28 protein-coding genes and 1 riboswitch are annotated in these 25,464 nt (G+C 73.4%); of the genes, 14 read left to right on the plus strand and 14 right to left on the minus strand.

The window, feature by feature from the left end:
• Positions 1–333: 333 nt before the first annotated feature.
• Together ACZ4U4_RS21530 and thrC are read right to left on the minus strand one after the other, a co-directional pair.
• Positions 334–612: a MoaD/ThiS family protein gene (locus tag ACZ4U4_RS21530; RefSeq protein ID WP_467876675.1), complete on the minus strand. Its 279-nt coding sequence runs from the start codon at positions 610–612 to the stop codon at positions 334–336.
• 116 nt (positions 613–728) lie between these two features.
• The gene (gene thrC, locus ACZ4U4_RS21535; protein WP_467876678.1) at positions 729–2,021 is read right to left on the minus strand and encodes a threonine synthase; all 1,293 of its coding nucleotides are present in this window, start codon (positions 2,019–2,021) and stop codon (positions 729–731) included.
• A gap of 17 nt (positions 2,022–2,038) precedes the next feature.
• Positions 2,039–2,187: riboswitch (SAM riboswitch) on the minus strand.
• A gap of 171 nt (positions 2,188–2,358) precedes the next feature.
• Between thrC and ACZ4U4_RS21540 the strand changes: the two genes are divergently transcribed.
• The 3 genes from ACZ4U4_RS21540 (at position 2,359) to ACZ4U4_RS21550 (ending at position 5,654) form a co-directional block, all read left to right on the plus strand.
• Complete coding sequence (locus ACZ4U4_RS21540) at positions 2,359–3,324, plus strand: glucosyl-3-phosphoglycerate synthase (protein WP_467876680.1); 966 nt, start codon at positions 2,359–2,361, stop codon at positions 3,322–3,324.
• 96 nt (positions 3,325–3,420) lie between these two features.
• Positions 3,421–4,950 (plus strand): alpha,alpha-trehalose-phosphate synthase (UDP-forming), encoded by a 1,530-nt coding sequence (locus ACZ4U4_RS21545; RefSeq protein WP_467876683.1) that lies wholly within the window; start codon positions 3,421–3,423, stop codon positions 4,948–4,950.
• An 89-nt stretch (positions 4,951–5,039) separates the two neighbouring features.
• Positions 5,040–5,654 (plus strand): chloramphenicol phosphotransferase CPT family protein, encoded by a 615-nt coding sequence (locus ACZ4U4_RS21550; RefSeq protein WP_467876686.1) that lies wholly within the window; start codon positions 5,040–5,042, stop codon positions 5,652–5,654.
• Positions 5,655–5,688: 34 nt separating this feature from the next.
• Here ACZ4U4_RS21550 and otsB read toward each other — a convergent pair whose 3' ends face one another.
• The 3 genes from otsB to ACZ4U4_RS21565 form a co-directional block, all read right to left on the minus strand.
• Positions 5,689–6,651 carry a trehalose-phosphatase gene (otsB, locus tag ACZ4U4_RS21555; protein ID WP_467876689.1) on the minus strand — a complete coding sequence of 321 codons (963 nt, stop codon included), beginning with the start codon at positions 6,649–6,651 and terminating at the stop codon, positions 5,689–5,691.
• Between the two features lie 68 nt (positions 6,652–6,719).
• Positions 6,720–7,091, minus strand: coding sequence for a DUF3263 domain-containing protein (locus ACZ4U4_RS21560; RefSeq protein ID WP_467876692.1), 372 nt, complete (start codon positions 7,089–7,091; stop codon positions 6,720–6,722).
• Positions 7,092–7,179: 88 nt separating this feature from the next.
• Positions 7,180–8,442: an extracellular solute-binding protein gene (locus ACZ4U4_RS21565; RefSeq protein ID WP_467876695.1), complete on the minus strand. Its 1,263-nt coding sequence runs from the start codon at positions 8,440–8,442 to the stop codon at positions 7,180–7,182.
• 268 nt (positions 8,443–8,710) lie between these two features.
• Between ACZ4U4_RS21565 and ACZ4U4_RS21570 the strand changes: the two genes are divergently transcribed.
• From ACZ4U4_RS21570 to pfkB, 3 genes are all read left to right on the plus strand, one after another.
• On the plus strand, positions 8,711–9,643 hold the full coding sequence (locus tag ACZ4U4_RS21570; RefSeq protein ID WP_467876698.1) for an ROK family protein: 933 nt from the start codon (positions 8,711–8,713) through the stop codon (positions 9,641–9,643).
• The gene (gene nagA, locus ACZ4U4_RS21575) at positions 9,643–10,854 is read left to right on the plus strand and encodes an N-acetylglucosamine-6-phosphate deacetylase (RefSeq protein ID WP_467876701.1); all 1,212 of its coding nucleotides are present in this window, start codon (positions 9,643–9,645) and stop codon (positions 10,852–10,854) included. The genes ACZ4U4_RS21570 and nagA overlap by 1 nt, the downstream gene beginning before the upstream one ends.
• Positions 10,855–11,094: 240 nt before the next feature.
• The gene (pfkB, locus tag ACZ4U4_RS21580) at positions 11,095–12,036 is read left to right on the plus strand and encodes a 1-phosphofructokinase (protein WP_467876704.1); all 942 of its coding nucleotides are present in this window, start codon (positions 11,095–11,097) and stop codon (positions 12,034–12,036) included.
• Positions 12,037–12,064: 28 nt separating this feature from the next.
• Here pfkB and ACZ4U4_RS21585 read toward each other — a convergent pair whose 3' ends face one another.
• Both ACZ4U4_RS21585 and cdgB read right to left on the minus strand, forming a co-directional pair.
• Positions 12,065–12,949 carry a carbohydrate-binding protein gene (locus tag ACZ4U4_RS21585; protein WP_467876707.1) on the minus strand — a complete coding sequence of 295 codons (885 nt, stop codon included), beginning with the start codon at positions 12,947–12,949 and terminating at the stop codon, positions 12,065–12,067.
• A gap of 268 nt (positions 12,950–13,217) precedes the next feature.
• Positions 13,218–14,897, minus strand: coding sequence for a diguanylate cyclase CdgB (gene cdgB / locus ACZ4U4_RS21590; RefSeq protein WP_467876710.1), 1,680 nt, complete (start codon positions 14,895–14,897; stop codon positions 13,218–13,220).
• 311 nt (positions 14,898–15,208) lie between these two features.
• On the opposite strand from cdgB, the gene ACZ4U4_RS21595 reads away from it, so the two are divergent.
• Positions 15,209–15,826, plus strand: coding sequence for a flavin reductase family protein (locus tag ACZ4U4_RS21595; protein WP_467876712.1), 618 nt, complete (start codon positions 15,209–15,211; stop codon positions 15,824–15,826).
• Positions 15,827–15,850: 24 nt separating this feature from the next.
• On the opposite strand, the gene arfB is transcribed toward ACZ4U4_RS21595, so the two are convergent.
• Entirely contained in the window at positions 15,851–16,279 is a 429-nt protein-coding gene (gene arfB, locus ACZ4U4_RS21600) for an alternative ribosome rescue aminoacyl-tRNA hydrolase ArfB (protein WP_030285880.1), read from the minus strand.
• Between the two features lie 217 nt (positions 16,280–16,496).
• Here arfB and ACZ4U4_RS21605 point away from each other — a divergent pair, with 217 nt between their 5' ends.
• From ACZ4U4_RS21605 to ACZ4U4_RS21615, 3 genes are read left to right on the plus strand one after another with little or no spacing between them, the layout of a single operon-like run.
• Positions 16,497–17,072 carry a TerD family protein gene (locus ACZ4U4_RS21605; protein WP_467876715.1) on the plus strand — a complete coding sequence of 192 codons (576 nt, stop codon included), beginning with the start codon at positions 16,497–16,499 and terminating at the stop codon, positions 17,070–17,072.
• Between the two features lies 1 nt (position 17,073).
• Positions 17,074–17,406, plus strand: coding sequence for a hypothetical protein (locus ACZ4U4_RS21610; protein WP_467876718.1), 333 nt, complete (start codon positions 17,074–17,076; stop codon positions 17,404–17,406).
• A 5-nt stretch (positions 17,407–17,411) separates the two neighbouring features.
• On the plus strand, positions 17,412–17,738 hold the full coding sequence (locus ACZ4U4_RS21615; RefSeq protein WP_467876991.1) for a GNAT family N-acetyltransferase: 327 nt from the start codon (positions 17,412–17,414) through the stop codon (positions 17,736–17,738).
• A gap of 42 nt (positions 17,739–17,780) precedes the next feature.
• On the opposite strand, the gene ACZ4U4_RS21620 is transcribed toward ACZ4U4_RS21615, so the two are convergent.
• The gene (locus ACZ4U4_RS21620) at positions 17,781–18,098 is read right to left on the minus strand and encodes a helix-turn-helix domain-containing protein (RefSeq protein WP_467876721.1); all 318 of its coding nucleotides are present in this window, start codon (positions 18,096–18,098) and stop codon (positions 17,781–17,783) included.
• A 184-nt stretch (positions 18,099–18,282) separates the two neighbouring features.
• Between ACZ4U4_RS21620 and map the strand changes: the two genes are divergently transcribed.
• Both map and ACZ4U4_RS21630 read left to right on the plus strand, forming a co-directional pair.
• Positions 18,283–19,050, plus strand: coding sequence for a type I methionyl aminopeptidase (gene map, locus ACZ4U4_RS21625; RefSeq protein WP_467876727.1), 768 nt, complete (start codon positions 18,283–18,285; stop codon positions 19,048–19,050).
• A gap of 74 nt (positions 19,051–19,124) precedes the next feature.
• Positions 19,125–19,622, plus strand: a complete 498-nt coding sequence (locus tag ACZ4U4_RS21630) for a hypothetical protein (protein ID WP_467876730.1) — start codon at positions 19,125–19,127, stop codon at positions 19,620–19,622.
• 31 nt (positions 19,623–19,653) lie between these two features.
• On the opposite strand, the gene ACZ4U4_RS21635 is transcribed toward ACZ4U4_RS21630, so the two are convergent.
• The 5 genes from ACZ4U4_RS21635 to ACZ4U4_RS21655 form a co-directional block, all read right to left on the minus strand.
• Positions 19,654–20,289, minus strand: coding sequence for a nucleotidyltransferase domain-containing protein (locus tag ACZ4U4_RS21635; RefSeq protein ID WP_467876733.1), 636 nt, complete (start codon positions 20,287–20,289; stop codon positions 19,654–19,656).
• Positions 20,290–20,383: 94 nt separating this feature from the next.
• Positions 20,384–20,986, minus strand: coding sequence for a pentapeptide repeat-containing protein (locus ACZ4U4_RS21640; protein WP_467876993.1), 603 nt, complete (start codon positions 20,984–20,986; stop codon positions 20,384–20,386).
• A 345-nt stretch (positions 20,987–21,331) separates the two neighbouring features.
• Positions 21,332–22,435 carry an aminopeptidase P family protein gene (locus ACZ4U4_RS21645; protein ID WP_467876995.1) on the minus strand — a complete coding sequence of 368 codons (1,104 nt, stop codon included), beginning with the start codon at positions 22,433–22,435 and terminating at the stop codon, positions 21,332–21,334.
• A 207-nt stretch (positions 22,436–22,642) separates the two neighbouring features.
• Positions 22,643–23,053 (minus strand): VOC family protein, encoded by a 411-nt coding sequence (locus tag ACZ4U4_RS21650; RefSeq protein WP_467876736.1) that lies wholly within the window; start codon positions 23,051–23,053, stop codon positions 22,643–22,645.
• Positions 23,054–23,138: 85 nt separating this feature from the next.
• Positions 23,139–23,498: a helix-turn-helix domain-containing protein gene (locus tag ACZ4U4_RS21655; protein WP_467876997.1), complete on the minus strand. Its 360-nt coding sequence runs from the start codon at positions 23,496–23,498 to the stop codon at positions 23,139–23,141.
• A gap of 117 nt (positions 23,499–23,615) precedes the next feature.
• On the opposite strand from ACZ4U4_RS21655, the gene ACZ4U4_RS21660 reads away from it, so the two are divergent.
• On the plus strand, positions 23,616–24,446 hold the full coding sequence (locus ACZ4U4_RS21660) for a COG4705 family protein (RefSeq protein WP_467876738.1): 831 nt from the start codon (positions 23,616–23,618) through the stop codon (positions 24,444–24,446).
• A 125-nt stretch (positions 24,447–24,571) separates the two neighbouring features.
• The gene (locus ACZ4U4_RS21665; RefSeq protein ID WP_467876740.1) at positions 24,572–25,456 is read left to right on the plus strand and encodes a COG4705 family protein; all 885 of its coding nucleotides are present in this window, start codon (positions 24,572–24,574) and stop codon (positions 25,454–25,456) included.
• Positions 25,457–25,464: the final 8 nt, after the last annotated feature.

The raw sequence follows: 25,464 nt of genomic DNA on the forward strand, positions 1-25,464 counted from the left end.
AGAATTCTGACGGCGCGAGAAGTGGCGATATGCGCAGAACTGGCAATATTCCCGGGCAACTCGGGCCGGGCATAAGGAACTTAGGACGCAAACACCGCACACACTTTGCACACAACTCATCGTGATCCCGGGGCGTTCAGAAGGCCGCCACACCGCGCTCGACGAGCAGAAGAAGGGGATCGGCGAAATGGTATCGCGTTTTGCAGGACCCTTTCACAACGCGGAATCGCCCCGTCCGGATATCCGGACGGGGCGATTATCGGTCAGCGGGGGAAAGGAATGGCGAGAACCATTCGCCACCCGGGCGGGCGGCTCCCCTCTCCGGTGCGGGTGTCAGCAGCCGCCGGCCACCGCCGGGATGATCGAGATGCCCACGCCGTCCGGCGTCGGGGTCTCAAGCCCCTGCTCGAAGCGGACGTCGTCGTCGTTGACGTAGACGTTCACGAAGCGCCGCAGCTTGCCCGCGTCGTCCAGCACCCGGGCGGCGATGCCCTGGTGGTTCTTCTCCAGGTCGGTGATGACCTCGGACAGCGTCGCGCCCTCGGCGCTGACCTCGGACGCGCCGCCGGTGTACGTACGGAGGATGGTGGGGATGCGGACCTTGACGCTCATGGGTTCTGCCTTCCAACGACTGCGGATACGTCTGCGGAACCGGCCGCCGCGCCCCGGGCGGGGCGGCGGCGGACGGACCGGATCGGCCGGCTTCCGGCCGGGGGAGCGACCGGGATTCAGCCGGCCAGACCGGCCGAGCGGAACGCGTCCAGGCTCGGGCGGATGGTGGCCGTGGGACCGGAGGTCGGAGCGACGGCGTCAAGCGTCTTGAGGCCGTCGCCGGTGTTGAGGATGACGGTGGAGCGGGCCGGGTCGAGCAGGCCCGCTTCGAGGAGCTTCTTGGTGACGCCGACGGTCACGCCGCCCGCGGTCTCCGCGAAGATCCCCTCCGTCCGCGCCAGCAGCTTGATCGCGTCCACGACCTGCTCGTCGTCGACATCCTCCACCGCGCCGCCCGTACGGCGTGCGATGTCGAGGACGTACGGCCCGTCGGCCGGGTTGCCGATCGCCAGGGACTTGGCGATGGTGTCCGGCTTCTGCGGGCGGACCACGTCGTGGCCGGCCTTGAACGCGGTCGAGACCGGGGAGCAGCCCTCGGCCTGGGCGCCGTAGATCTTGTAGGGCTTCTCCTCGACGAGGCCGAGGGTGATCAGTTCCTTCAGCCCCTTGTCGATCTTGGTGAACTGGGAGCCGGAGGCCACCGGGATGACGATCTGGTCCGGCAGCCGCCAGCCGAGCTGTTCGCAGATCTCGTACGCCAGCGTCTTGGAGCCCTCGCCGTAATAGGGGCGGAGGTTGACGTTGACGAAGCCCCAGCCCTCGCCGAGCGGATCGCCGATCAGCTCGGAGCAGAAGCGGTTGACGTCGTCGTAGTTGCCCTCGATGCCGACGAGGTCGCCGCCGTAGACCGCGGCCATGACGACCTTGCCCGCCTCCAGGTCGTGCGGGATGAAGACGCAGGAGCGGAACCCGGCGCGGCGGGCGGCGGCGCCGACGGCACCGGCGAGGTTGCCGGTCGAGGAGCAGGAGAGGGTGGTGAAGCCGAAGGCGCGCGCCGCCTCGACCGCGATGGCGACGACCCGGTCCTTGAAGGAGTGCGTCGGGTTGCCGGAGTCGTCCTTGACGTAGAGGCCGCCGGTGACGCCCAGCTCACGGGCGAGGTTGTCGGCCTTGACGAGCTTGGTGAAGCCGGGGTTGAGGTTCGGCTTCTCGGCCACGTCCGCGGGGACGGGCAGCAGCGGTGCGTACCGCCAGATGTTGTGGGGACCGGCCTCGATCTGCTTCTTCAACGCCTCCGGGTCACCGCTCGGCAGGTCGTAGGCCACCTCCAGCGGACCGAAGCAGGTCGCGCAGGCGAAGATCGGGCCGAGCGGGAAGCGCTCGCCGCATTCGCGACAGGAGAGACCGACGGCAGCACCGAGAGTGACGGAGGGAGCGTTTTCGGTGACTTCAACAGTTTGCGCAGCCATGGAGGCGAGGCCCTTTCTCCTCATCTTCCTCGCGGCGCATTTCGCCACGAGACGGATTTGGCACCTTCCCTAGCCGGGAGCCTCGCGCCGCGTGATGCGGTCGAGACCGGCTGGAGGGTTGCCGGGGCTTCAACGGGCCGTGTCCCTCTGCCCCTCTGGATGAGCGGTATGGCGCTGGGGAAACCCAGGCGTTTGTGGTGCGGTGACCCCCGGCATGCGACGGTCGTCCGCGTTGTTCAAGACTGTAACCGACGGCACTGACAGTAGAGATAGTCGTCCGAACCGCGAGATGGATCACATGCGCCGCCGAGACGGCGCGCACCGAGGAGTCGTAGACGTGCTGGAAGAGGTGGAGCGCTGGCTGGGGCGTCGCTCCTGGTCGGCGGCCGACCGACCGCTGCCGCAACTGCTGGAGGCCAAGCGGCTCAGCGGCCGCACGGTCAGCGTCGTACTGCCCGCGCTCGACGAGGAGGCGACGGTCGGGACGATCGTCGCGGCCGTCCGCGCCGCCCTGATGACCGAGGAGGTGCCGCTCGTCGATGAACTGGTGGTGCTCGATTCCGGGTCCACGGACCGGACGGCCGAGGTCGCGGCGGCGGCCGGGGCGCGGGTGGTCGCCCGCGACAGCATCCTGCCGCGGCTGCCGGCGGTGCCCGGCAAGGGCGAGGTGCTGTGGCGGTCGCTGCTGGTCACCCGCGGCGACATCGTCTGCTTCGTCGACGCCGACCTGCGGGAGTTCTCGCCGACCTTCGTCTCCGGGATCGTCGGGCCGCTGCTGACCGATCCGGACGTGCAGTTCGTGAAGGCGATGTACGACCGGCCGCTGGAGACCGGCGGCGCGCCCGGGGGCGGCCCGGGCCAGGGCGGCCGGGTCACCGAACTGGTCGCCCGTCCGCTGCTCAACCTCCACTGGCCGCAGCTGGCCGGGTTCGTACAGCCGCTGGGCGGGGAGTACGCGGCGCGCCGGTCGCTGCTGGAGCGGCTGCCGTTCCCGGTCGGCTACGGCGTGGAGCTGGGGCTGCTGGTCGACGCGTTGCACACGGTCGGTCTGGACGCGCTCGCCCAGGTGGACGTCGGGGTCCGCAAGCACCGCCATCAGGACGGCCAGGCGCTCGGCCGGATGGCCGCGGCGATCTACCGCACCGCTCAACTCCGGTTGGCGCGCGGCCATTTGGTGCGGCCGCGGCTGACGCAGTTCGTGCGCGGTGAGGGCGGTTTCGTCCCCCGGACGAGCGATGTCGACACCGAGGAGCGGCCGCCGATGGCGGAGGTCCCGGAGTACGCGGCGAGCCGCGCGGCCTGAGAAAACCCGGTGCGCTCACCCGGTGGAGCGGCGGGTGTCCCTCCCTTGGCCGCATTCGTACGTGTGCGCCGATCCGGTGCGGGCTAGGGTCGCGGCATGGCCTCCGAACCCAGCGGTACCAGCCCTGCCCGGACGCCGGCCGCGGGGCGCGGCGCCGAGGTGCTCGTCGCGTCCAACCGCGGCCCGGTCTCGTACGCCGTCGGCGCGGACGGCGCGCTGAGCGCGAGGCGGGGTGGCGGCGGGCTGGTCTCGGGGCTGTCGGCGATCGGTCCGGAGACGGATGCGGTGTGGGTGTGTGCGGCGCTCGGCGACGGTGACCGGGAGGCGGTACGGCGGGCGGACGGGGAGCTTCCGGCGGCCGACACCGGTGGACAACGCGTCCGGATGCTGGACATTCCGGCGGAGGTGCACGCCGCCGCCTACAACGGCATCGCCAATTCGGTGCTCTGGTTCATCCACCACATGCTCTACCAGACACCGCTGGAGCCGTCGTTCGACACGGAGTTCCGGAAGCGGTGGGCGGCGTACGAGGCGTACAACGCGGCGTTCGCGGGGGCGCTGGACCGGGCGGCGGCGCCAGGCGCGGCGGTGCTGATCCAGGACTACCACCTGGCACTGGCCCCCGAGATGCTCCGCGAGCGCCGCCCCGACCTGCGGATCGGGCACTTCTCGCACACGCCGTGGGCGCCGCCGGAGTACTTCGCGCTGCTGCCCGACGACATCCGCGAGCGGCTGATCCGCGGGATGCTCGGCGCGGACCGGGCGGGTTTTCTGACGGAGCGGTGGGCGGCGGCGTTCGTGGCGTGCTGTACGGCCACGCTGGGAGCGCGGTGCGCCGTCCACCATTCGGACGGCGAGGCGCCGCACGTGGTCACCGCGCCCCCGGGACAGGCGCCGCACACCACCTGTATCGGGGTGTACGGGCTGGGCGCCGATGCGGAGTTCCTGCGGGAGCGGGCGCACCGCCCGGACGTCGACGAGCGGCTGACGGCGCTGCGCGCGCAGATCGGCGGCGGGGACGGACCGGAGCGGCGGCGGACGATCGTGCGGGTGGACCGCACCGAGCTGTCGAAGAACATCGTCCGCGGACTGCACGCCTACCGCCGCCTGCTGGCCGACCGCCCGGAGTGGCGCGAGCGCGTCGTCCACCTCGCGTTCGCCTACCCCTCGCGCCAGGATCTGGCCGTCTACCGCGACTACACCGCGGAGGTGCAGCGCGTCGCCGAGGAGATCAACTCGGCGTACGGCACGCCTGATTGGCAGCCGGTGGTGCTGCATGTCAAGGACGATTTCGCGCGTTCGCTGGCCGCGTACCGCCTCGCGGACGTGGCCCTCGTCAACCCCATCCGGGACGGGATGAACCTCGTCGCCAAGGAGGTCCCGGTGGTCTCCGACGCCGGGTGTGCGCTGGTGCTGTCCCGGGAGGCGGGCGCCCACGAGGAGTTGGGTGAGGACGCGTTGAGCGTCAATCCGTACGACATCAACGCGACGGCGGACGCGCTGCACCAGGCGCTGTCGATGCCCGAGGAGGAACGCGCGGGCCGCTGCGCCCGGTTGGCCGCCGCGGCAACGGCGCTGCCGCCGGCCCGGTGGTTCACGGAGCAGCTGACGGCGCTGCGGGGGTGAGGGCGGGCCCTGGGGTCGGGCCCCGGCGCGCCCTGGGGATCATGAGGGGGCCGCCGACCGGCGTGCGTCCACCGGCCCCGAGGAGTCCGATGTCCGCCGAACGCCCTGCCGTCGCACCGCCGTTCCTCCCGGACGGTGACGTACCGCCGCCGCGCCGCGGGCGGATCATCTTCCTCAACGGGACGTCCAGCTCCGGCAAGTCGAGCATCGCGCGGGAGCTGCTGGCGATCCTGGACGAGCCCGCGTTCCATCTGCCCGTGGACGCCTTCCACGCCATGCGCTCCCGGCGCGAGATCGCCCCGGAGGCGCTGGGGACGGTGCTGCGGCGCACCTGGATGGGGTTCCACCGGGCGGTCGCGGGCATGGCGGCGGGCGGCAACGACGTGGTCGTCGACCATGTGCTGAGCGAGGAGTGGCGGCTGCGGGACTGCCTGGCGCTCTTCCCCGCCGAGGACGTCGTCCTGGTCGGCGTCCACTGCACGCTGGAAGAGCTGGAGCGCCGCGAACAGGCCCGCGGCGACCGCCCCGAAGGGCTCGCCGCCCGCCAGTTCGCCCAGGTCCATGCGCACGGGATCTACGACCTGACCTGCGACACGACGGCCGTGCCCGCGGCGGAGTGCGCACGGCTGATCAAGGAGTTCCTGCCGGAACGGCCGACGCCGACGGCGTTCCAGCGGCTGGCGGCGGGCGCGGCGGGCGGCTGACGCGGTGGCCCGGAGCGGGCCCGGCGCCCGCCCGTCACTCCGTCAGCCGGTCCGCCAGCGCGTCGAGGAGGGCGACGACTCCGGTCGGACCGTCGACCACCAGGTCGGCGTGGGCGGCGAGTTCGGGGACCTCGGTGCTGCCGCTGCACACCAGGAGGCCGGTGCGGTCGGGCGCCTCGGGGTCGGTGCGGAGGCGGTCGACGGCGGCGAAGGCGGCGAGGTCCCCCAGGTCGTCACCGGCGTAGACGACCGTACGGGCGCCGGTCTCGCGGAGCCAGGCGGTGAGCGCCACGCCCTTGTCGACGCCGGGCGGGCGCAGCTCCAGGACGTAGCGGCCCGGTTCGACGAGGAGACCGTGGCGGGTGGCGAGGGCGGTCAGGGGGGCGCGCAGGGCGTCGAGTGCGCCCTGCGGGTCGGGGGCGCGCCGGGTGTGGACGGCGAGGGCGCGGCCGCCCTTGTGCTCGACGGCGGTGGCGGTCCAGGGGCCGTGCCAGACGCCGGACGCGGCGAGGGCGTCGGGGAGTCCGGCCTCGGCGGCGGCGACGGCGGGCGGCGGCCCGTCGGCGTACAGGGCGCCGGTCGCCGCCTCCCAGCGCTCGGCGCCGTAGTGGCCGAGGACGGTGAGGCGGTCCAGGCCCGGGGCACCGTCGACACCGGCGAGCCGGACGGCGACGGCGGCGGGCCGACCGGTGATCACGGCGGCGGCGCGCAGCCGGGGCACCAGCCGGCCCAGCGCCCGCGCGGCCCCGGGGTGTGCGCGGGCCGCCTCCGGGTCGTCGACGATCTCCGCGAGCGTCCCGTCGAAGTCGACCGCGAGCGCGGCGTCCCCCGGCGCGGCCAGCAGCGCGGCCAGCGCGTCACGGCCCGCTGCGGTACGGGGTACGGGGAGGCCGGGGCGCGGCGGCGGACCGGCGGCGGGCGCGCGGCCCGTGGCGGATGAGTGGTCGGCGCCCGGTTCCGGGCCCGGCGAGGATGCGGCGTCCGGGGAACTGCCCATGGGGCGAGGGTACCGGGACGGGGGCGCGGCGTACGGGGGAGAAAGCGCCCGCGTCCGGGCCGCGCCGCTCAGCGCCGCCCCCGCCGGGCCTCCCGCCGCCGCAGGAGCCGGTGGACGGTGCCCGCGTCGTGGCGGAGTGCGCGCGGGTCGTCGAGCAGGGCGTTGAGGAGTTGGTAGTAGCGCGTCGGGGAGAGGCCGAGGCGCTCGCGGATGTGGCGCTCCTTGGGGCCGGAGGCGAGCCAGGACCGGCGCTCCACGGCGAGCACCGCTTTGTCCAGGGCGGAGAGTTCGCCGGGGGCACCGGCCTCGGGGCCGCCGTCCGGGGCGGGCGCCGGGCCGCTCTCCGGGGACGCGGAAGCCGGACAGCCGTCGGCCGGGGCGGTCGCCGCCGTGCCGTCGTCCGCCCCCGGGCCCCTGCCGTCCTCGCCGCGCGTCGTCACGCGTCCCACGATAAGCCCCTGGTCGGACAATCAGGCGGGGCCGGAGCCCGGGCCGGGAAGCGGCACCGGGCCGGGCCCCGCCCCGGGCTCAGCCGCCGGCCGTGTCCGCCGCGTCGGCCGTGTTCTGGAGGTCGGACAGGACGCTGGACGGGTCACCCTTGGGGCCGACCGCCGCGCCCATCTGCGACTTGAGGGACTTGGCGACCTCCGGCCACGACGTCTTGTTCGCCGGGTAGAACTGCGCGTCACGCAGCGGGCCGACGAAGTCCTGGAGCCGGCCGAAGCGGCGGTCGCCCGCCATCTTCTGCGCGCCCGAGGTGGTGACCGGCAGCAGACCGAAGTCGTGGGAGAAGGTCAGCACGTTGGCCTCGTCGTAGACGTAGTCGAGGAACTTCCCCACCTGCGCGCGGTGGCCGTTCTCCTTGAACGCCATCATCCAGTCGGAGACGCCCAGCGTCGACGCCGCCGGGCCCTTCTTGCCGGGCAGGTCGGCGGTGCCGTAGTCGATGCCCTTGGCCTCGGCCTGCTTGATCAGCGCCGGGTGGCCGTTGAGCATCCCGACGTCGCCGTCGGCGAACCCGGCGAAGGCGTCCGCGCGGTTGAGGGTGGCCGGGTCGCCGCCGGTCAGCCCCTTGCCGACGAGTTCGTCGCGCAGCCAGGTGACGGTCTTGACGTTGGCGGGCGAGTCGATCGCGTACTTGCCCAGCTCGTCGGTGTAGCCGCCGCCCCCGCTGATCAGCCAGTTCAACGTCTCGGCCTGGGTCTCCTCCGGGCCGAGCGGCAGCGCGTACGGCGTCTTCACGCCCTGCTTCTTCAGCAGTTCGGCGTCCTCGGCCACGTCGTCCCAGGACTTCGGGGCCTCGGTGATGCCCGCCTCGGCGAAGAGCTTCTTGTTGTAGAAGAGGCGGCGGGTGCTGGCGGCGAAGGGGATGCCGTACTGCACCCGGCCCACCTCGCCCGCCTCGGCGAGCGCGGGCTGGAGGTCGGCCTGGACGGGGATGGAGAGCAGTTCGTCGGCGCTGTAGAGCTTGCCGTCGGCGGCGTAATCCACGTACGCGCCGATCTGCGCGAGGTCGGGCGCCTCACCCTTCCGGACCAGGTCGGCGACCTTCTTGTCGACGTCCTTCCAGCTGTAGACGTCGACGTCGACCGTGATGTCGGGGTGCTTCTTCTCGAACGCGCGGGTCAGCTGGTCCCAGTAGTGCCGGGAGCCGGGACCGGTGCCGTCGCCGTAGTCCGCGGCGACGAGCTTGAGGGTGACATGCCCCTGGCCCCCGCCGCAGCCGCTCAACGTGAGGGTCAGGGCGGTGGCGATTCCCGCCGCCGCCAGGCTCGTGTACCGCCGCTGCACTGCTGTTACCGCCCTTGTCCGGATAGATGGTGGTACCGGGTCCGCGTGCGGCATCGGGGATCGCCCTGCACCGCCACGGCGGTACGCGCCCGGGGCGCGCACCGTATGAGGTCTGCACCACAGCCTCCGCCGAGGCCCGGGCACCACGGATCTCCGCAGGTCACCACGGGGTTACGGCGTAAGAACCATGGGGTGTCACCAAGGATAAGGGCAGGCCGTGGCGCGAGTGGACTAGACCTTTAGGTCCGGCTCGCGCGAAACTGTCCCCGTGAGACACGTCATCGCCCTTGATGTGGGCGGCACCGGAATGAAGGCCGCCCTCGCGGGGGCGGACGGGACCCTGCTCTACGAGGCGCGCCGCCCCACCGGCCGCGAGCGTGGCACCGACGCCGTGGTCGAGGCCGTCCTCGGCTTCGCCGCGGAGCTGCGCGACATCGGCCGGTCCCGCTTCGGCACGCCCGCGGCCGCCGCGGGCGTCGCGGTCCCCGGCATCGTCGACGAACGGACCGGCATCGCCACCTACTCCGCCAACCTCGGCTGGCGCGATCTGCCGCTGCGCGATCTGCTCTCGCAGCGGCTGGGCGGCGTCCCGGTCGCCCTCGGCCACGACGTCCGCACCGGCGGGCTCGCCGAGGGCCGGATCGGCGCCGGACGCGACGCCGGACGCTTCCTCTTCGTCCCCCTGGGCACCGGCATCGCGGGCGCCATCGGCATCGAGGGCCGCATCGAGACCGGCGCGCACGGCAGCGCCGGCGAGATCGGCCACATCGTCGTACGGCCCGGCGGGCGGCTCTGCGGCTGCGGGCAGCGCGGCTGTCTGGAGACGGTGGCGTCCGCCGCGGCGGTCGGCCGCGCCTGGGCCGAGGCGTGCGGCGACCCGTCGGCGGGCGCGGCGGACGCGGCGAAGGCCGTGGAGTCCGGTGATCCGCGCGCCGCCGCGGTGTGGCAGGACGCGGTGGACGCCCTCGCCGACGGCCTGGTCACCGGCCTCACCCTGCTCGACCCGCAGACGCTGATCATCGGCGGCGGGCTCGCGGAGGCGGGCGACACGCTCTTCGTGCCGCTGCGCGAGGCGGTCGCCGCGCGAGTGACGTTCCAGCGGCTGCCCTCGATCGTCCCGGCGGCTCTGGGGGACGCCGCCGGCTGCCTGGGCGCGGGTCTCCTCGCCTGGGATCTTCTCTCCACGGAGGTTTCCGCCTGATGGCACAGCAACAATCCGCGGGCCGTACCGGCGACCGGCGCACCGTCCTGACCGGCGCCCGCGTCGCCACTCCGTCCGGCGTCGTCGAGGACGGCCGGATCACCGTCGCGGACGGCCGTATCGCCGAGGTGTCCGGCGGCCCCGCCCCGGACGGCCCCGGGGATGCCACCGCGGACCACACCGATCTGACGGGCCATCTCGTCGTGCCCGGCTTCATCGACATGCATGTGCACGGCGGGGGCGGCGGCTCCTTCTCCTCCGCGGACCCCGAGGAGTGCCTGCGGGTCGTCGAGGCGCACCGCCGCCACGGCACCACCTCGATGATCGGCTCCACCGTCACCGGCGACCTCGACGACCTCGCCCGGCAGGCGGCGGTCCTCGCCGAGCTGGCCGAACAGGGCGACCTGGTCGGCATCCACTTCGAGGGCCCGTTCATCTCCCCGCACCGCTGCGGCGCCCACCAGCCCGAGCTGCTGCGCGACCCGGACCCGGCCGACGTCCGCAAGCTCGTCGCCGCCGGCCACGGCCGGGCGAAGATGATGACCGTCGCCCCCGAACTCCCCGGCGGCCTCGACTCCGTACGGCTGCTCGCCGACTCCGGTGTGCTCGCCGCCGTCGGCCACACCGACTCGACGTACGACGCGACCCGCGACGCCATCGACGCGGGCGCCACCGTCGCCACCCACCTCTTCAACGCGATGCCCACGCTGGCCCACCGCGCGCCGGGGCCGGTCCTGGCGCTGCTGGAGGACGAGCGGGTCACCGTCGAGCTGATCAACGACGGCACCCATCTGCACCCGGCCGTCCTCCAGATGGCCTTCCGGGACGCGGGCGCCGGGCGGGTCGCGTTCATCACCGACGCGATGGGCGCGGCGGGCATGTCCGACGGGATGTACCACCTCGGCCCGATGGCCGTGGACGTCACCGACGGCGTCGCCCGGATCGCCGACGGCCCCACCGCGGGCTCCATCGCCGGCTCCACCCTCACCCTCGACCGCGCGTTCCGCCGCGCCCTGACCGTCGACGGCCTGACGGTCGGCCAGGCCGTACAGGCCCTTTCGGCCAATCCCGCACGGCTGCTGGGCATCGACGACCGCACCGGTTCGCTGACCGCCGGGAAGGACGCCGACCTGGTCGTCCTGGACGCCGGGTACGAGGTCGTGGGCGTGATGCGGCACGGCGCCTGGGTGGTCCGCCCGGCCGGCGTCTGACCCGCCGCGGGACCGGGCCGCCCCGCCGACATCCGGGCGGCGGGGCGGCGACGGGCGGGTGACGGCCCGGCGAAGCCCCCGGGTCTGGGCCGATCCCGGCGGTCGATGGCATGATCGCTCGCGCACTTGTCCGTACGCGGCCGCCCGGGGGCGGTTGCCCGGCCCGGTGGCCGCCGCGGTGGCCGCCCGGCCCACCACCGCCCGGCAACCGGCCGACCGGGCCCGGCGCGGGAGGGAAACATGATCCTCACGGTCACGCTCAACGCCGCCCTCGACCTGACCTACCGGGTGCCGCGGCTGGCCCCGCACGCCACCCACCGCGTCACCGACGTGGCCGAACGCCCCGGCGGCAAAGGGCTGAACGTCTCGCGGGTGCTGGCCGCGCTCGGCCACCGCACCGTCGCCACCGGGTTCGCCGGGGGCGGCACCGGGGACGCGCTGCGCGCCCTGCTGACCCAGGAGAGCGAGGTCACCGACGCGCTGGTGCCGGTGGGCGGCGCCACCCGCCGCACCGTCGCCGTCGTCGACGCCGCCTCCGGCGACACCACCCAGCTCAACGAACCGGGCCCGGTCGTCTCCCCCGCCGAGTGGCACACCTTCCTCGGCACCTACCGGGAGCTGCTGGCCGACGCGCGGGCGGTGGCGCTCTGCGGCAGCCTGCCGCCGGGTGTCCCGGTCGACGTCTACGCCCGGCTGGCCCGCGCCGCCCGCACCGCCGGGGTGCCGGTCGTGCTGGACACCAGCGGCGAACCGCTCCGCCGCGGTCTCGCCGCCCGCCCCGACCTCGCCAAGCCCAACGCCGACGAACTCGCCGCGCTCACCGGCACCACCGAACCGCTGCGCGCCGCCCGCGAGGCGCGCCGCCGCGGCGCCCACTCCGTCGTCGCGTCGCTGGGCGCGGAGGGCATGCTCGCGGTCACCGCCGACGGCGCCTGGCAGGCCGCCCCGCCGCGCCGGATCGCCGGGAACCCGACGGGCGCCGGTGACTCGGCGGTCGCGGGCCTGCTCTCCGGCCTCGTCGAAGACTTGTCATGGCCCGAACGTCTCGCCCGCGCGGTCGCGCTGTCCGCGGCGACGGTACGGGCCGAGGCCGCCGGGGAGTTCGACGCGGCGACCTACGCGGAGCTGCTGCCGGAGGTGGCGGTGACGGAACTCCCCGGCCCGCCGGCGCCCGGCCGCTGACCGGCCCGGGCCCCGGGAGGAGCGCCGGTCAGGCGATCTTCTTCTCCAGCCACAGCTGGTCGATGTTGACGTCGCACTTGTTGCCGTCCTCGCAGGAGAGAGTGACGGTGTTGCTGCCCTTCTTGAGGTTCACCCGCTGCCAGGTCTTCATCCACTTGTCCCAGCCGCCCTCGCCGGTCGTGAAGTTCCCCATGTTGATCGGCCGGGAGTCCCGCTGGCCGTTGACCGTCAGCGTGAGGTTCTGGTCCGCACCGGGCACGCCGTAGCCGACCCACATCTTGTACCCGCCGTCCTCCTCGACGTTCAGCGTCCACGTCGCCGACGCGCCGGGGGTGTTCATCCCGCCCACGTAGACGCCGCCGGCCGACCGCGCCCCGGGGATGTCCTTGGCGGTGGTGGCGCCGCCCCCGAGCTTCAGGCTGCCCGCGTCGTCCTTGGGCAGCGGCGCCTTGCTGGGCTTCTCGGCGGGCTTGTGCTCCGGCTCCTCGGTCGTGCTGACCGTCTCGCTGGGCTTCGCCTGGTCGGTGGTGTCCTTGTCGGAGTTGTTCAGCATCGCGACGCCGATCGCTATGCACACCACGCCCACCACGGCGACCGCGCCGATCAGCAGGCCCTTGTGGCTGCGCTGCGGCGGCGCGGGCGGCCCGGCCTGCGTACGGGCCCGGTCGCCGCCGGGCAGCGTCTCAGGCGCCGCGTAGGTGGCGTTCGGCCGGCCGTGGCCGGGCTGCTGGGACGCGCCGCCGTACTGCCGCTCACCGACCGCGCGGACCTGGTTGTACGAGGTCCGTGGCACGCCCTGCTGCCGGGTCGCGCCGTCGCCGCCCGCGCCCTCCTCGCCGCCCTCGGAGCGGTAGAGGTACCCGAACGGGTCGTCGTTACCCGGCGTGTCCGAGCCCGTGTTGCCGGCCGTCATTTGCGTGTCACTCCCCAGCGATCTTTATCGCGTCCGGATGCCCGCGCGGTCCCCGCGCGCATCTGCACTTTGAGCCCCCGGCGGCGCCGCGCCGCATCGGCGCAGCCTACCCCGTCCGCACCACGGCACGCCGGGCCTGTTCAGGGCACAAGATCGCTACGGATCGGTGAACGGCGGGTACGCCCGCCCGGCGCCCGGCAGCGGCGGCCCCGGGGCGCCGCGGGGCCCGCCGGACGGGCGGCGCCGGGCCGCCGCCGCGCCCCGGCGGTCACCCGGCGCGGCGGTTCGCCTTCGCCCGGGACCGCTTCTCGACGTACATCCGCTGGTCGGCGGATTGCAGCACCTCTTCGGCGGTCATCCCGCACCCGGCCCAGCTGATGCCGAAGCTGGCGCCGACCCGTACCGCGCGGCCGTCCACCCGGATCGGCGGGATGATCGCGTTCCGCAGCCGGACGGCGAGATCCTGGGCGTCGGCGGTGCCCAGACCGTCGGCGAGGACCACGAACTCGTCACCGCCGAGCCGGGCGACCGTGTCGCCGTCCCGGACACCGCTGGTCAGCCGCCGGGCGACCTCGATGAGCACCGCATCGCCCGTGTGGTGACCGAACCGGTCGTTGATCGACTTGAAGCCGTCGAGGTCGCAGAAGAGCACCGCGAGCCCCTTGGAGCCGTCGTCCGCCGGCCCGTCCGAGGGCGCGACGGTGTGCACATGGTGGTCGTACGGCAGCGCCCCGCCGACGCTGCGCTCCATGCCCGCCAGCCCCTCGTACGGCTCCGGGCCCTCCCCCGGATACGCGGTCGGGTCGCCGGCCCCGGCGAAGACGGCGGCGGAGACCGCGTAGGCGTCGGCGGCGTCGCCCGGCGCCCGCCCGCACAGCCGGGCGCTGAGGCGGGCCCGCAGCTCGGCGCTGTTGGGCAGGCCGGTCAGCGCGTCGTGGCTGGCGCGGTGGGCGAGCTGGAGCTCGTGCCGCTTGCGCTCCTCGATGTCCTCGACGTGGGTGAGCAGGAACCGCGGCCCGTCGGCGGTGTCGGCGACGACGGAGTTGCGCAGCGAGACCCAGATGTACGCGCCGTCCCGCCGGGCCAGCCGCAGCTCGGCGCGGCCGCCCTCGGCGGAGGTGCGCAGCAGGGTGCCGATGTCGTCGGGGTGGACGAGGTCGGAGAAGGAGTAGCGGCGCATCGCGGACGCCGGGCGGCCGAGCAGCCGGCAGAGCGCGTCGTTGGTGCGCAGCAGCCGTCCGTGCTGGTCACCGCCCATCTCGGCGACGGCCATCCCGCTCGGCGCGTACTCGAACGCCTGCCGGAAGGACTCCTCGCTGGCGCGCAGCGCCTGCTGCTCGCGCTCCAGCCGGACCAGCGCCCGCTGCATGTTGGCCCGCAGCCGGGAGTTGCTGATCGCTATGGCGGACTGGAACGCGTACATCTGGAGCGCCTCACGGCTCCAGGAATTGGGGCGGCGGCCGTTGCGCGGCCGGTCCACGGAGATCACGCCGAGCAGTTCGCCCTTGCCGTCGGGCGAGGTGTGCATGGGGGCGAAGAGGCGGTCCCTGGGGTGCCAGTCGCCGTTGAAGGTGGGGTCGGGCCCGGCGGAGTGCCACTGCGGGACGTCGTCGTCGTCCAGCACCCAGCCGTCGGTGTAGGGCACGAAGCAGAGCGTGCCCCAGCGCTCGCCCATGGACAGCCGCCGCTCCCAGGAGTCGCGTGAGCCGACCCGCCCGGCCATCAGCGCCTCGGCGCCCGCGCTCCCGGCGACCGCGGCCACCACGAGATCACCGTCCGGCCGTACGAGATTGACCGCGGCCAGCTCGAAACCGAGCCCGTTGATCACTCCGTCCGCGACGGTCTGCAAGGTGTCCGCCAGGCTGCGAGCGGTGTTCAGCTCGGCGACCACCTTGTGCAGCTGCCGCAAGGTCGTCAGGCGGACGTACGGCTCCGACTCGGCCTCCATCGCTCGCTCTCCCTGAGACCTCGACAGCAACTCCACACTTCTTTGTCGTCCGTTTCCACGGCCACTGAATCACAGTGAGCTGCCCACTCGGTACACAGGGTCAACAATTCTCGGGCGCTGTGACTCAAGTCACAAGCAGTGACGTGTAGTTGAGGGCCGCCGAGGGAAATGGGGAATCCCTTCTTCCAGGCTTTCTGAACGCAAATTCCGCGAAGCCCTTTCGAACGGACCTCCTCGGCCGCCAGACCTAGGCCGCGGGTGGTCCCGGGGCCCGATGCGCGTCCGTAGCGGGCGGCGCTAGCGTTCATGGCGTGTTCACGAAAAGCCCCACCGCCGCAGCTGCCGACCTCCCCACCCCCACCGCTCCCGCCCCCACCGTCAGCCTCGCATCCGCGCCGGAGGGCACTCCGGTCCCGCATTCTGGTGGGGTGAGCAACGACGAGTTCCGCGCCGCCCTGTCCCGCCTCGCCGCCGGCGTGGTGCTCATCACCGCGCACGATCCGGACAGCGGCGCACACGGCGAGGCCGTCGGCATGACCGCCACCGCGTTCGTCTCGGTGTCCCTGGATCCGCCGCTGGTGATGGTGAGCGTTCGCAACGACTCCCGGATGGACGACCTGTTGGCGCAACAGCCCCTCTGGGCCGTTTCGGTTCTGTCCGAGGCGCAGCGCCACATTGCGGGACGGTTCGCGATGAAGGGCCGCATCAGCGACCGACTGCTCTTCGAGGACATTCCCCACACAATCGGCGAAGCGACCGGCGCACCGCTCATCGGCGGCGCCCTCGCGAACCTGGAGTGCCGCACCGAGCAGCGCGTCACGGCGGGCGACCACACGCTCGTCATCGGCCGCGTGCTGACCGCCACCACCCCCACCGAGGACGACGGCCCGCTGACCTACTTCCGCGGGAAGTACCGGCACCTGGGCTGAGCCGCCGGGTGCGCTCCGGGCCGGTCAGTCCCAGCCGCGCCCGGAACGGCCCTTCTTGACGTCGCCGCGCTGCTTCTTCTCCCGCAGCCGCCGTTCGTTGACGCCCCGGGGGACGCGCGCCTTCCGCCGCTGCTTGGGCGGCGGCGCGGTCGCCTCGGCGAGCAGGGAGGCGAGCCGTACGGCCGCGGTCTCGCGGTTGCGCCACTGGGAGCGGTGGTCGGAGGCGCGCACGGAGAGCACGCCGTCGGTCAGCCGGTGCGCCAGCCGCTCCAGGGCGCGCTCCTTCCACACCTCGGGCAGCGCCTGCGTCCGGCCGAGGTCGAAGCGGAGCTCGACCTGGCTGTCGCTGGTGTTGACGTGCTGGCCGCCCGGACCCGAGGACCGCGAGAAACGCCAGACGAGTTCGGCTTCGGGAAGAACGACCGCACCGCGGATGACATGGGGCCCGGACATGCCCCCATGGTCCCGCGTTCCGCGCCGCCGGTCACCCGCATTTCGCCACGGGCCGCGGCGGACGCCCTCCGGCGCCGCGCCCGGGCCCGCCGAAAACCAACCGCAAAGAAAGTAAAGGGAGCTGGAACCTCGTGGCCCCTTGCTTGCGTTGAGTGAGGAAACGGTAGCTTCGTGCACAGCACGGAGCCGATGGGTTCACGAGGGAAAGGGACATCCGATGGCTGTAAGCCTGTCCAAGGGCGGCAACGTCTCGCTCACCAAGGAGGCGCCCGGTCTCACCGCCGTCACGGTCGGCCTCGGCTGGGACGTCCGCACCACCACCGGCACCGACTTCGACCTCGACGCCAGCGCCATCGCGGTCAACGCGGCCGGCAAGGTCTACTCGGACTCCCACTTCGTCTTCTTCAACAACAAGGCGACGCCGGACCAGTCCATCGTCCACACCGGTGACAACACCACCGGCCAGGGCGAGGGCGACGACGAGGCCATCAACGTCAACCTCGCCGCGCTGCCCGCCGACATCGACAAGATCGTCTTCCCGGTCTCGATCTACGACGCCGAGAGCCGCAGCCAGAACTTCGGCCAGGTGCGCAACGCCTACATCCGCATCGTCAACCAGGCCGGCGGTTCCGAGGTCGCCCGCTACGACCTGAGCGAGGACGCCGCCACCGAGACCGCCATGGTCTTCGGCGAGCTGTACCGCAACGGCGCCGACTGGAAGTTCCGCGCCGTGGGCCAGGGCTACGCCTCGGGCCTGGCCGGTATCGCCCAGGACTTCGGCGTCAACGTCTGACATGCCGCACAGCCGCGGGCCGGGACCGCAGGGATCCGGCCCGCCGCCACGCCTGACTGCTGAGGGCCCGGCTGCCGGGCGCCCGGCGCCCGTTCACACCCTCGGCCCGGCCCGCCCCGAGGACGCCACGGCGCTCGCCCGGATGCAGTTCGCGGCCTGGCTGGAGACATATCCGGGCGCGGCCCCCGGGATCGACGAGCAGTGGATCCGGGAACACCGCGGCGACCTGCTGACGGAGGAAGGTACCGCCGGGTGGCGCGCCTTCCTCGACAAGGTGTCGGACCACCCGCAGACCGCCTTCTGCCGTGTCGCCCGCGCGCCCGGGGCGCCTTGACCGCCGTGCTGTGCGGTCTGCGCGAAGCGGCCGGCCCCGCGGCCGGAACGGCGGCGCACCCACCCCCGCCCGGCCCGCCGTCGGAGACCGTCACGCTCGGGCCGATGTACGTACTGCACCGGGCACAGGGGCTGGGAATCGGCAGCCGTCTCATGGCCGCCTTTCTCGCCTGGGCTGGTGAGGCTCCGATGCGCCTCTGGGTGACGTCCTCCAACGAAGGTGCCCTCCGCTTCTACCGCCGCCACGGCTTCACCCCGACCGGCGAACGCCACCTCTGGCGCGACCGTCTGCCCAACATCCGGATGGTCCGGGGCGGCGGGGGCGCGGGCTGACCGCCGCCCGCCCAGGGCCCGCCGATCCTTCTTCCGTCCGGCCTACGCGGCCGCGGGCCTGCGCTGCGCGGCCGTCCGCGCGGGCGGCGCCGGTGCCGCTCCCTCGTCCGGGGCGTCTTCGGGGGTGGCCGCGCGGACGACGGCCTCCATCGACAGGCCGAGCGTGTCGGCCAGCGCGGCGATCGTGAAGAACGCGGGCGTCGGCACCCGCCCGGTCTCGATCTTCCGCAGCGTCTCGGCCGAGAGTCCGGCCACCGCCGCGACCTCGACCATGCTGCGGTCGCCGCGTGCCGCACGCAGCAGCGCACCGAGCCGCTCGCCGCGCTCGCGTTCCCAGGGAGTCAGTGGAGTCCGCACCATGGACGTGATACTAATACCGGTAATCCAATACCGGTAAAGAAATACCGCTCCGGTGTCGCCTCGCCGTGCCTGCCGCCTTGCCCGGGGGCTCGGCACCGCCCCCGCTCCTCGGGCCCCGCCCCAGGTGCGTCCGGCGTGACACAGCGACGGTTCCGGTGCACGAAATCCCTGAAAGGCCCCCACCATGGTCGAGCTCAAAACCGATGCGGCACTGGACGCGATGCGCGTGGCCGGGCGGGTCGTCGCCAACGCGCTGGCCGCCGCCCGCGCGGCCGCCGCCCCCGGCGTACGGGTGCGGGAACTGGACGAAGCGGCCCGCACCGTCCTCCACGAGGCCGGGGCCACCTCGCCCTTCCTCGGCTACCGGCCCTCCTTCGCCCCGACCCCGTTCCCCGCCGTGATCTGCGCATCCGTCAACGACGCGATCGTGCACGGCATCCCGGACGACACCCGCCTGCGCGACGGCGACGTGGTCGGCATCGACTGCGGCGCCCTCGTCGACGGCTGGGCGGGCGACGCCGCCGTCAGCTTCGCCGTCGGCACGGCGTGCCCCGAGGACCAGCGCCTGCTCGACACCACCCGCCAGGCCCTCGAAGCGGGCATCGCCGCGGCGGTGACCGGCGCCCGGATCGGCGACATCTCCCACGCCGTCGGCAGCATCGGCCGGGCCGCCGGTTACGGCATCCTGGACGGCTTCGGCGGCCACGGCATCGGCCGCCGGATGCACGAGGACCCGGGCGTCCCCAACGAGGGCCGCCCCGGCCGCGGCTTCCCCCTCCGCCACGGCCTGGTTCTCGCCATCGAGCCGATGTTCCACGCCGGCGGCAAGGACGGCTTCGTCACCGACCCCGACGGCTGGACCCTCCGCACCGAGGACGGCAGCCGCGCCGCCCACTTCGAACACACCGTGGCCATCACGGAGGACGGCCCGCGCATCCTGACGCTGCCGTAGGGCCCGTCCGCACAGTCCCGCTCGGCTCCCACCGCAGGCGCCCGTCCCCCTCCGGCCATGACACCATCGACAGCGTGATCGACCTCGGCTACTCGCTCTCCCGCCGCTTTCCGGACCCGCCCCAGACGGACTACCGGACGGCGGACGTCCGCACCCTGCGGCACGACCTCTTCTGCGGTGACGTCTACCTCGCCGACACCCGGGAGGACCGTGAGGTGTCCACGGCCTGGGGCTGGGTGCCGGTGCTCGACTTCGCCTGGGCGCTGTGCGACATCGTCGAGCAGCTGGACTCCGATCCGCGGGGCAACAGGTCGGCCCGGCCGGTCCACGCCGAGCTGGACTTCACCGAGTCCGCCGACCGGATGCTCTTCGAGCGGCGCTTCGGCTGGGTGGAGGTCACCGCCGACTGGATGACGACGGACGAACCGCCGCTCGTCCTCAACCACGGCGCCCTGCGCCGCGAGGCCCGCGACTTCCTGCACGACCTCATCGCCGACCTCGGCGACCTGCACGACGGCCTCGCCGACAACCCCGCCATCTGGGCCCTCCAGGCCCGCTTCCCCCGGATCTGACCGGGCTCTCCCCTGCGCGGCCGTACGTCCCTCACTCCGTGAGGCGCGCGGCCCAGGGGTGCGGCAGCCCGTACGTCCGGGTGATCGCGGCGGTGAGCCAGCGCCGTTGCGGGGCGGTGAGGACGGGCAGGACGGCGCGGAAGTCCGTCTCGTCCTTGGGGCGCGGGGCCTGGGCCTTGTAGTAGAGCTGCACCTCGGGGGTGAGGAACGGGATGGCGCCCGCGGGCGACGGTGCGCCGGTCAGCGCGTCGAGGGGCCTGCGCACACCGGGGTCGCGACGGGAGATCCACTCCTCGCCGCGGGACTCGTCCAGCATCACCTGGAGACGCCAGGGCGCCCGCGGGCCCGGGCGGCACCAGATGTCGTGCACGGCGGCGGGCAGGAGTTCGCCCGGCCGCCACGGGCGCAGCCGCCCCGGTGGATCGGCGGCCCACCACTCCCAGTCCGGCAGGGCGCGCTGCACCACGAGCTGATCGCGCCGCAGCAGCAGAACGTCGAGGTCGGCGTGGTCACGGAACCGGCGGCCCACCGCCCGCTCGATCGCGAGCCCGCCGGCCACCCACCAGCGGCAGCCGAGCCCGTCGAACGCGGCGGCCGCCTCGGCGGGCGAGGCGGGGTGCCAGTGGGTCAGGTCGCCTGGGTCTGGGGTGTGGGGGACTTCGTCCATGGTCTTCCTCTCCCCCTCCCCCCCCGCGCCCACCCACCCCACCCGCCGCCTGTCCCCCGCCGCTCCTCACGCCACCCGTATCACTCCGCCCCTGTCACTCCACCCGTATCCCCAGCTGGGCGGCGAACAGCGGTGCCAGGTCGAGGAGTTGGACGGGGCTGATGACGGCGCCGGCCAGGCCGTCGATGCCGCGGGTCACGTCGAGGGCGGCCGCGCCCCGCAGGTCGACGTCCTTCATCCGGGCGCCGGTGAAGTCGGCGCGGGCGACCGTGCAGTCCTCGAAGGTGACGCGCTCCAGCTGCGCGCCGGAGAAGTCCGCCTCGACCAGGACGCAGCCCTCGAAGACCACGTCCCGCAGCTTCGCGGTGCGCAGATTCGGGAAGTCGATCTTTCCACCGCGCACCACGACCCGCTCCAGCACCGCGCCGTGCAGCTGCGTACCGCCCAACCGGGCGTCGGTGACCTCCACATCGCGCAGCGACGCCTGGGAGAGGTCCGTGCCGACGCCCCGTATGCCGCTCAGGACGGTGTCGACGAACCGCGCGCGGCTCAGCTCCGTCTCGTCGAGCGCACAGCGGCGGAGTGCGCAGTCCATGAACCGGGCGCCGCGCGCCGACTGACCCACCGCGTCGACGTCGGTGAACTCCAGCCCCTCGTAGTCCCCTTCGGGCTCCAGCTCACCGCCGTCGTACGCCATCAGCTCGGGCAGCCTCACCTCCGCCCGGCGCACCGCCCGGACCGTCCCCGTACGCCGCCCTGCCACGCTCCACCGCCTTCCGTTCGCCGCGGCCGTGCCCGCCGCCCGGCCGCGGCGACACCCCCGTGCCCGCCGCGGCTGACCGACCGACCGGGCGCACCGTGATGTGCGCCCCACCGCCAACTGCTCACCCATCGTGAACCACACCACTGACAATCCCGTCGGCGCAGGCGCCTCGGCGGCGTCGTCCGCCCGTCGATGACCGTGCCGGCACCCGCTCCGACCTGCGGAAATATCGCGTGAAAAATTGTTTCGGGGCGCCCTGGGGGCGCGGTGCCGGCGGCCTCACCGCACCAGCGCCATGCCCCGCTCGGTGGTGTTGAGGCGGCGGCCGCCCGTCTCCGTGCAGGTGACGATGTCCTCGATGCGTACGCCGAAGCGGCCCGGCAGGTAGATGCCGGGCTCGATGGAGAAGCACATGCCGGGGACGAGGGGCAGGTGTTCGCCCTCCACCAGGTACGGCGGTTCGTGGGTGGTGACGCCGATGCCGTGGCCGGTGCGGTGGATGAAGTACTCGCCGTATCCGGCGGCCTTGATCACCCGGCGGGCCACCCGGTCGATCTCCTGGCACGCCACCCCGGGGCGCACCGCCTCGAACGCCGCCTGCTGCGCCTCGCGGACGATGTCGTGCACCGTGCGCTCCTCGGCGGTCGGCTCGCCGACGTGGACCGTGCGGGTGGTGTCGGAGCCGTAGCCGTCCTTGAGGCCGCCGAAGTCGAGGACGACCATGTCGCCGTCCTCGATCAGCCGGTCGCCCGCCTCGTGGTGCGGGTTGGCGCCGTTGGGGCCGGAGCCGACGATGGTGAAGTCGACCTGGCTGTGGCCGTGCCGGATCAGCAGCCGGCTGAGGTCGGCGGCCACCTCGCGCTCGCGGCGGCCGGCGAACGGCAGACCCAGGATGTCGTCGTACGTGGCGTCGGCCGCCGCGCCCGCCGCCGCCATCCGCTCCACCTCGTATGCGTCCTTCACGGCGCGGAGCATCGGCAGCGCCTCGGAGAGTGCGCCGTAGCCGCTGTCCGGCAGGGTGCGCTGGAGGCCGAGGAGGTGCAGCGACCAGGTGGAGTCCGAGACGCCGTAGCGTCCCTCGGGGGCGAGCCAGGCCGCCAGTTCCCCGTAGGGGTCGGTGCCGTCGGCCCACCCGGTGACGGTCAGTGCACCGGCGCCCGGGGCCGCCTCGGCGTCCGGGCGTTCCAGGGCGGGCACCAGCAGGCGCGGCCGGGCGCCGGGGGTGAGGACGAGGGCGGTCAGCCGTTCCGTGACCGCGGTGACCTGGTAGCCGCACAGCCAGCCCAGGTCCGGGCCCGGCGTCACGATCAGGCCGTCGAGTCCCGCCGCGGCGGCCGCGGCGGCGGCCCGTTCCATCCGTTGCTCGTAAGCGTCACGTGTCATGGAGGTCGCCATGGCCGCAATGTACGCCCGCCGCTCCGGCACCCGCACCCGTTGCGGGCGGTCGGCCTCCGGGAGCGCCACCCGCTCGGCCACCGGCGCGGACGTCCCGCCCGCGCGCCCCGCGCGTCCGCCCGGCCGGTGCGCCCCCGGCGCGGGCCCCGGCGCCCCGGCCCGGCCCGCGCCCCGGACGCCTGCCCGGCCCGGCGGCTACGCCTTCGGCTGGGTGAAGCGGAGGTTGTTGCCGAAGGGATCGCGCAGTCCGCAGTCGATCCCGTACGGGCGTTCCGTCGGCTCCTGGGTGAACTCGACGCCGCGCGCCCGGAGCGTCTCGTAGGTGGCGCGGCAGTCGTCGGTGGCGAGGATGAGCCAGCCGCCCATCGCGCCCTTGGTGACCAGGTCACGGACCTGGGCGGCGGTCTCCTCGGACAGCGCGGGGGCGCCCGGCTTCTCCAGGAGGATCTGCCGCTCGGGGTGGCCGGGGACGGCGACGGTCAGCCACCGCATGAACCCCATGTCGATGTCGGCGGTGACCTCCAGACCGAGGGTGCCGACGTAGAAGTCGAGGGCCTTGTCCTGGTCGAGGACGTAGAGCTGGGAGTGTGTGATGGCGTGGAACATGTCCTCAACCTATGGGCGGGGGTGGCCGGAAAACTTCTCCGAAACTGCTCTCCTCGCCGACTTCCTACGAGCGCCGCGCCCCGCCTCACCCGTGGGGCCGCGTCCACGCCATGGTGAAGCAGGTCGGTACGCGCGCCGCCACCGCTTCCCTGCGGTACGTCCGCGGCGAGCTGCCGACGATCTCGCGGAAGGTGCGGCTGAACGTGCCGAGACTGCCGAAGCCGACCGCGTAGCAGATGTCCGTGACGCTGCGGTCGGTCTCCCGCAGCAGCGACATCGCCCGTTCGACCCGGCGTCGTTGCAGGTAGCGGTGGGGGGTCTCGCCGAAGGTGGCCCGGAAGGTGCGGGCGAAGTGGGCCGGGGAGACATGGGCGATCCGGGCCAGCGCCGGTACGTCCAGCGGCTGCGCGTACGCCCGGTCCATCGCGTCCCGCGCCCGCAGCATGCGCCGGTTGCGCTCCTCCACCGCCTCGTTCACGGCGCCATCAGACCATGCGGGCGCGCCCCGCGTCCGTGAGGCGTTCAGGATGTGTTCAGAACGCGGGTGGCACGGTCGGGCACCATGAGTGCTGATACCTCCGCAGCCGTCGCGGCCCACGGGCCGGCCGGCGCCGCGCGCCCCCGTCCTCGGCGTAACAAGGTCCCCGAGGTCACCCCGTACTTCTGGGTGATCAAGATTCTGTGCACCACGGTCGGTGAGACGGCCGCGGATCTGCTGAACGAGAAGTTGGGGCTCGGGCTGACCGGGGTGTCGCTGCTGATGAGCGCGGTGCTGGTCGGGGCGCTCGTGGCGCAGTTCCGCACCGCCGCCTACCGCCCCGGCGTCTACTGGTCGGCGGTGGCGCTGATCAGCGTCGTCGGCACGCTGCTCAGCGACAACCTGACCGACAACCTCGGTGTGCCCCTGGAAGCCTCCACCGCCGCCTTCGCGCTGGTTCTCGCGGCGGTGTTCGTCCTGTGGTTCCGCAGCGAGCGGACGCTCTCGATCCACCACATCGACAGCGTCCGCCGGGAGTCCTTCTACTGGCTCGCCGTGCTCTTCACCTTCGCCCTGGGCACCGCCGCCGGCGATCTGGTCGCCGAGCGCCTGGACCTGGGCTACTCGCTCTCCGCCGTGCTGTTCGCCGCCGCCCTCGCCGTGGTGGCGGCGGCGCGCTCCACCCGCGTCCTGGGTGCGGTGGGGAGCTTCTGGACCGCCTACGTGCTGACCCGGCCGCTGGGCGCCTCCCTCGGGGACTACCTCGCGCAGCCGGTCACCGACGGCGGACTGGGCATCGGCACCGTGCTCACCAGCGTGCTGTTCCTGGCGGTCGTTCTGATCCTGGTGGTGTTCCTGACCGTGACCCGGCGCGATGCCTCCGAGCCGGAGAACGGGAGCCCGCAGGGGGCCTGAAGACGGGGGCGTGGCGGCGCCCAGGAGGCGTTCAGGATGTGTTCAGGGAGCGGCTGGGAGGGTCGGGCGGCGTGCGCCGTCACCGCGCACGCCCCATCGCCGGCATTCCCTCGGAGAGTTCGCACGTGGAAAACCCCCAAGCCCTGACCGGTCCGGACGCCGCCGCCACCGCCCCGCCACCGGCGTCCGCGGCGCCCGGCACCGGCCCGAAGAAGCTGCCGGAGGTCACCCCCGCCTTCTGGATCATGAAGATCGCGGCGACCACCCTCGGCGAGACGGCCGGTGACCTCTTCGCCCAGACCCTCAAGCTGGGCTACTTCCTCACCACCGTCCTCCTGTTCCTGATCTTCGTGGTCACCCTCGCCGTCCAGCTGCGGTCCCGGCGCTACCACCCGTTCTTCTACTGGACCGTCATCCTGTCGACCAGTACGGCGGGCACCACGATGTCCGACTTCATGAACCGGGACGCGAGCGCAAAGTACCTCTCCGGCGGGGCCACTTCGCTGGGCTGGGGCCCGCAGGGCCTGGGCCTGGGCTATCCGGCCGGAGCCGCGATCCTGATCACGCTGCTCCTCGCGATCTTCGCCGTCTGGAAGAGCACCGGGCTGGCGTTCACCCTCCGCGACATCGTCACCTTCCGCGCGGAGGCGCTGTTCTGGGCCGCGATCCTGGTGTCGAACACGCTCGGCACCTCGATGGGCGACTTCCTCTCCGACAGCTCCGGACTCGGCTACGCGGGCGGCGCGCTCCTCGTCACCGGTGCGCTCGCGGTGCTCATGGCCCTGATGAAGGTGCCCGCCGTGCCGAACGTGCTGCTGTTCTGGATCGCCTTCGTCCTCACCCGCCCGCTCGGGGCGACCGCCGGCGATGTCCTCACCAAGCCGCTCGCCAAGGGCGGACTGGACCTCGGTACGGCGGGTTCGTCGGCCGTGCTCCTCGCCGTCCTGATCGGCTTCACGGCCCGTGCACAGCTGCGGGAGCGACGGGACGCCGCCCTCTTGGAGCGCTGACGGCGGCC

The sequence above is a fragment of the Streptomyces sp. NPDC029159 genome (assembly GCF_055564055.1).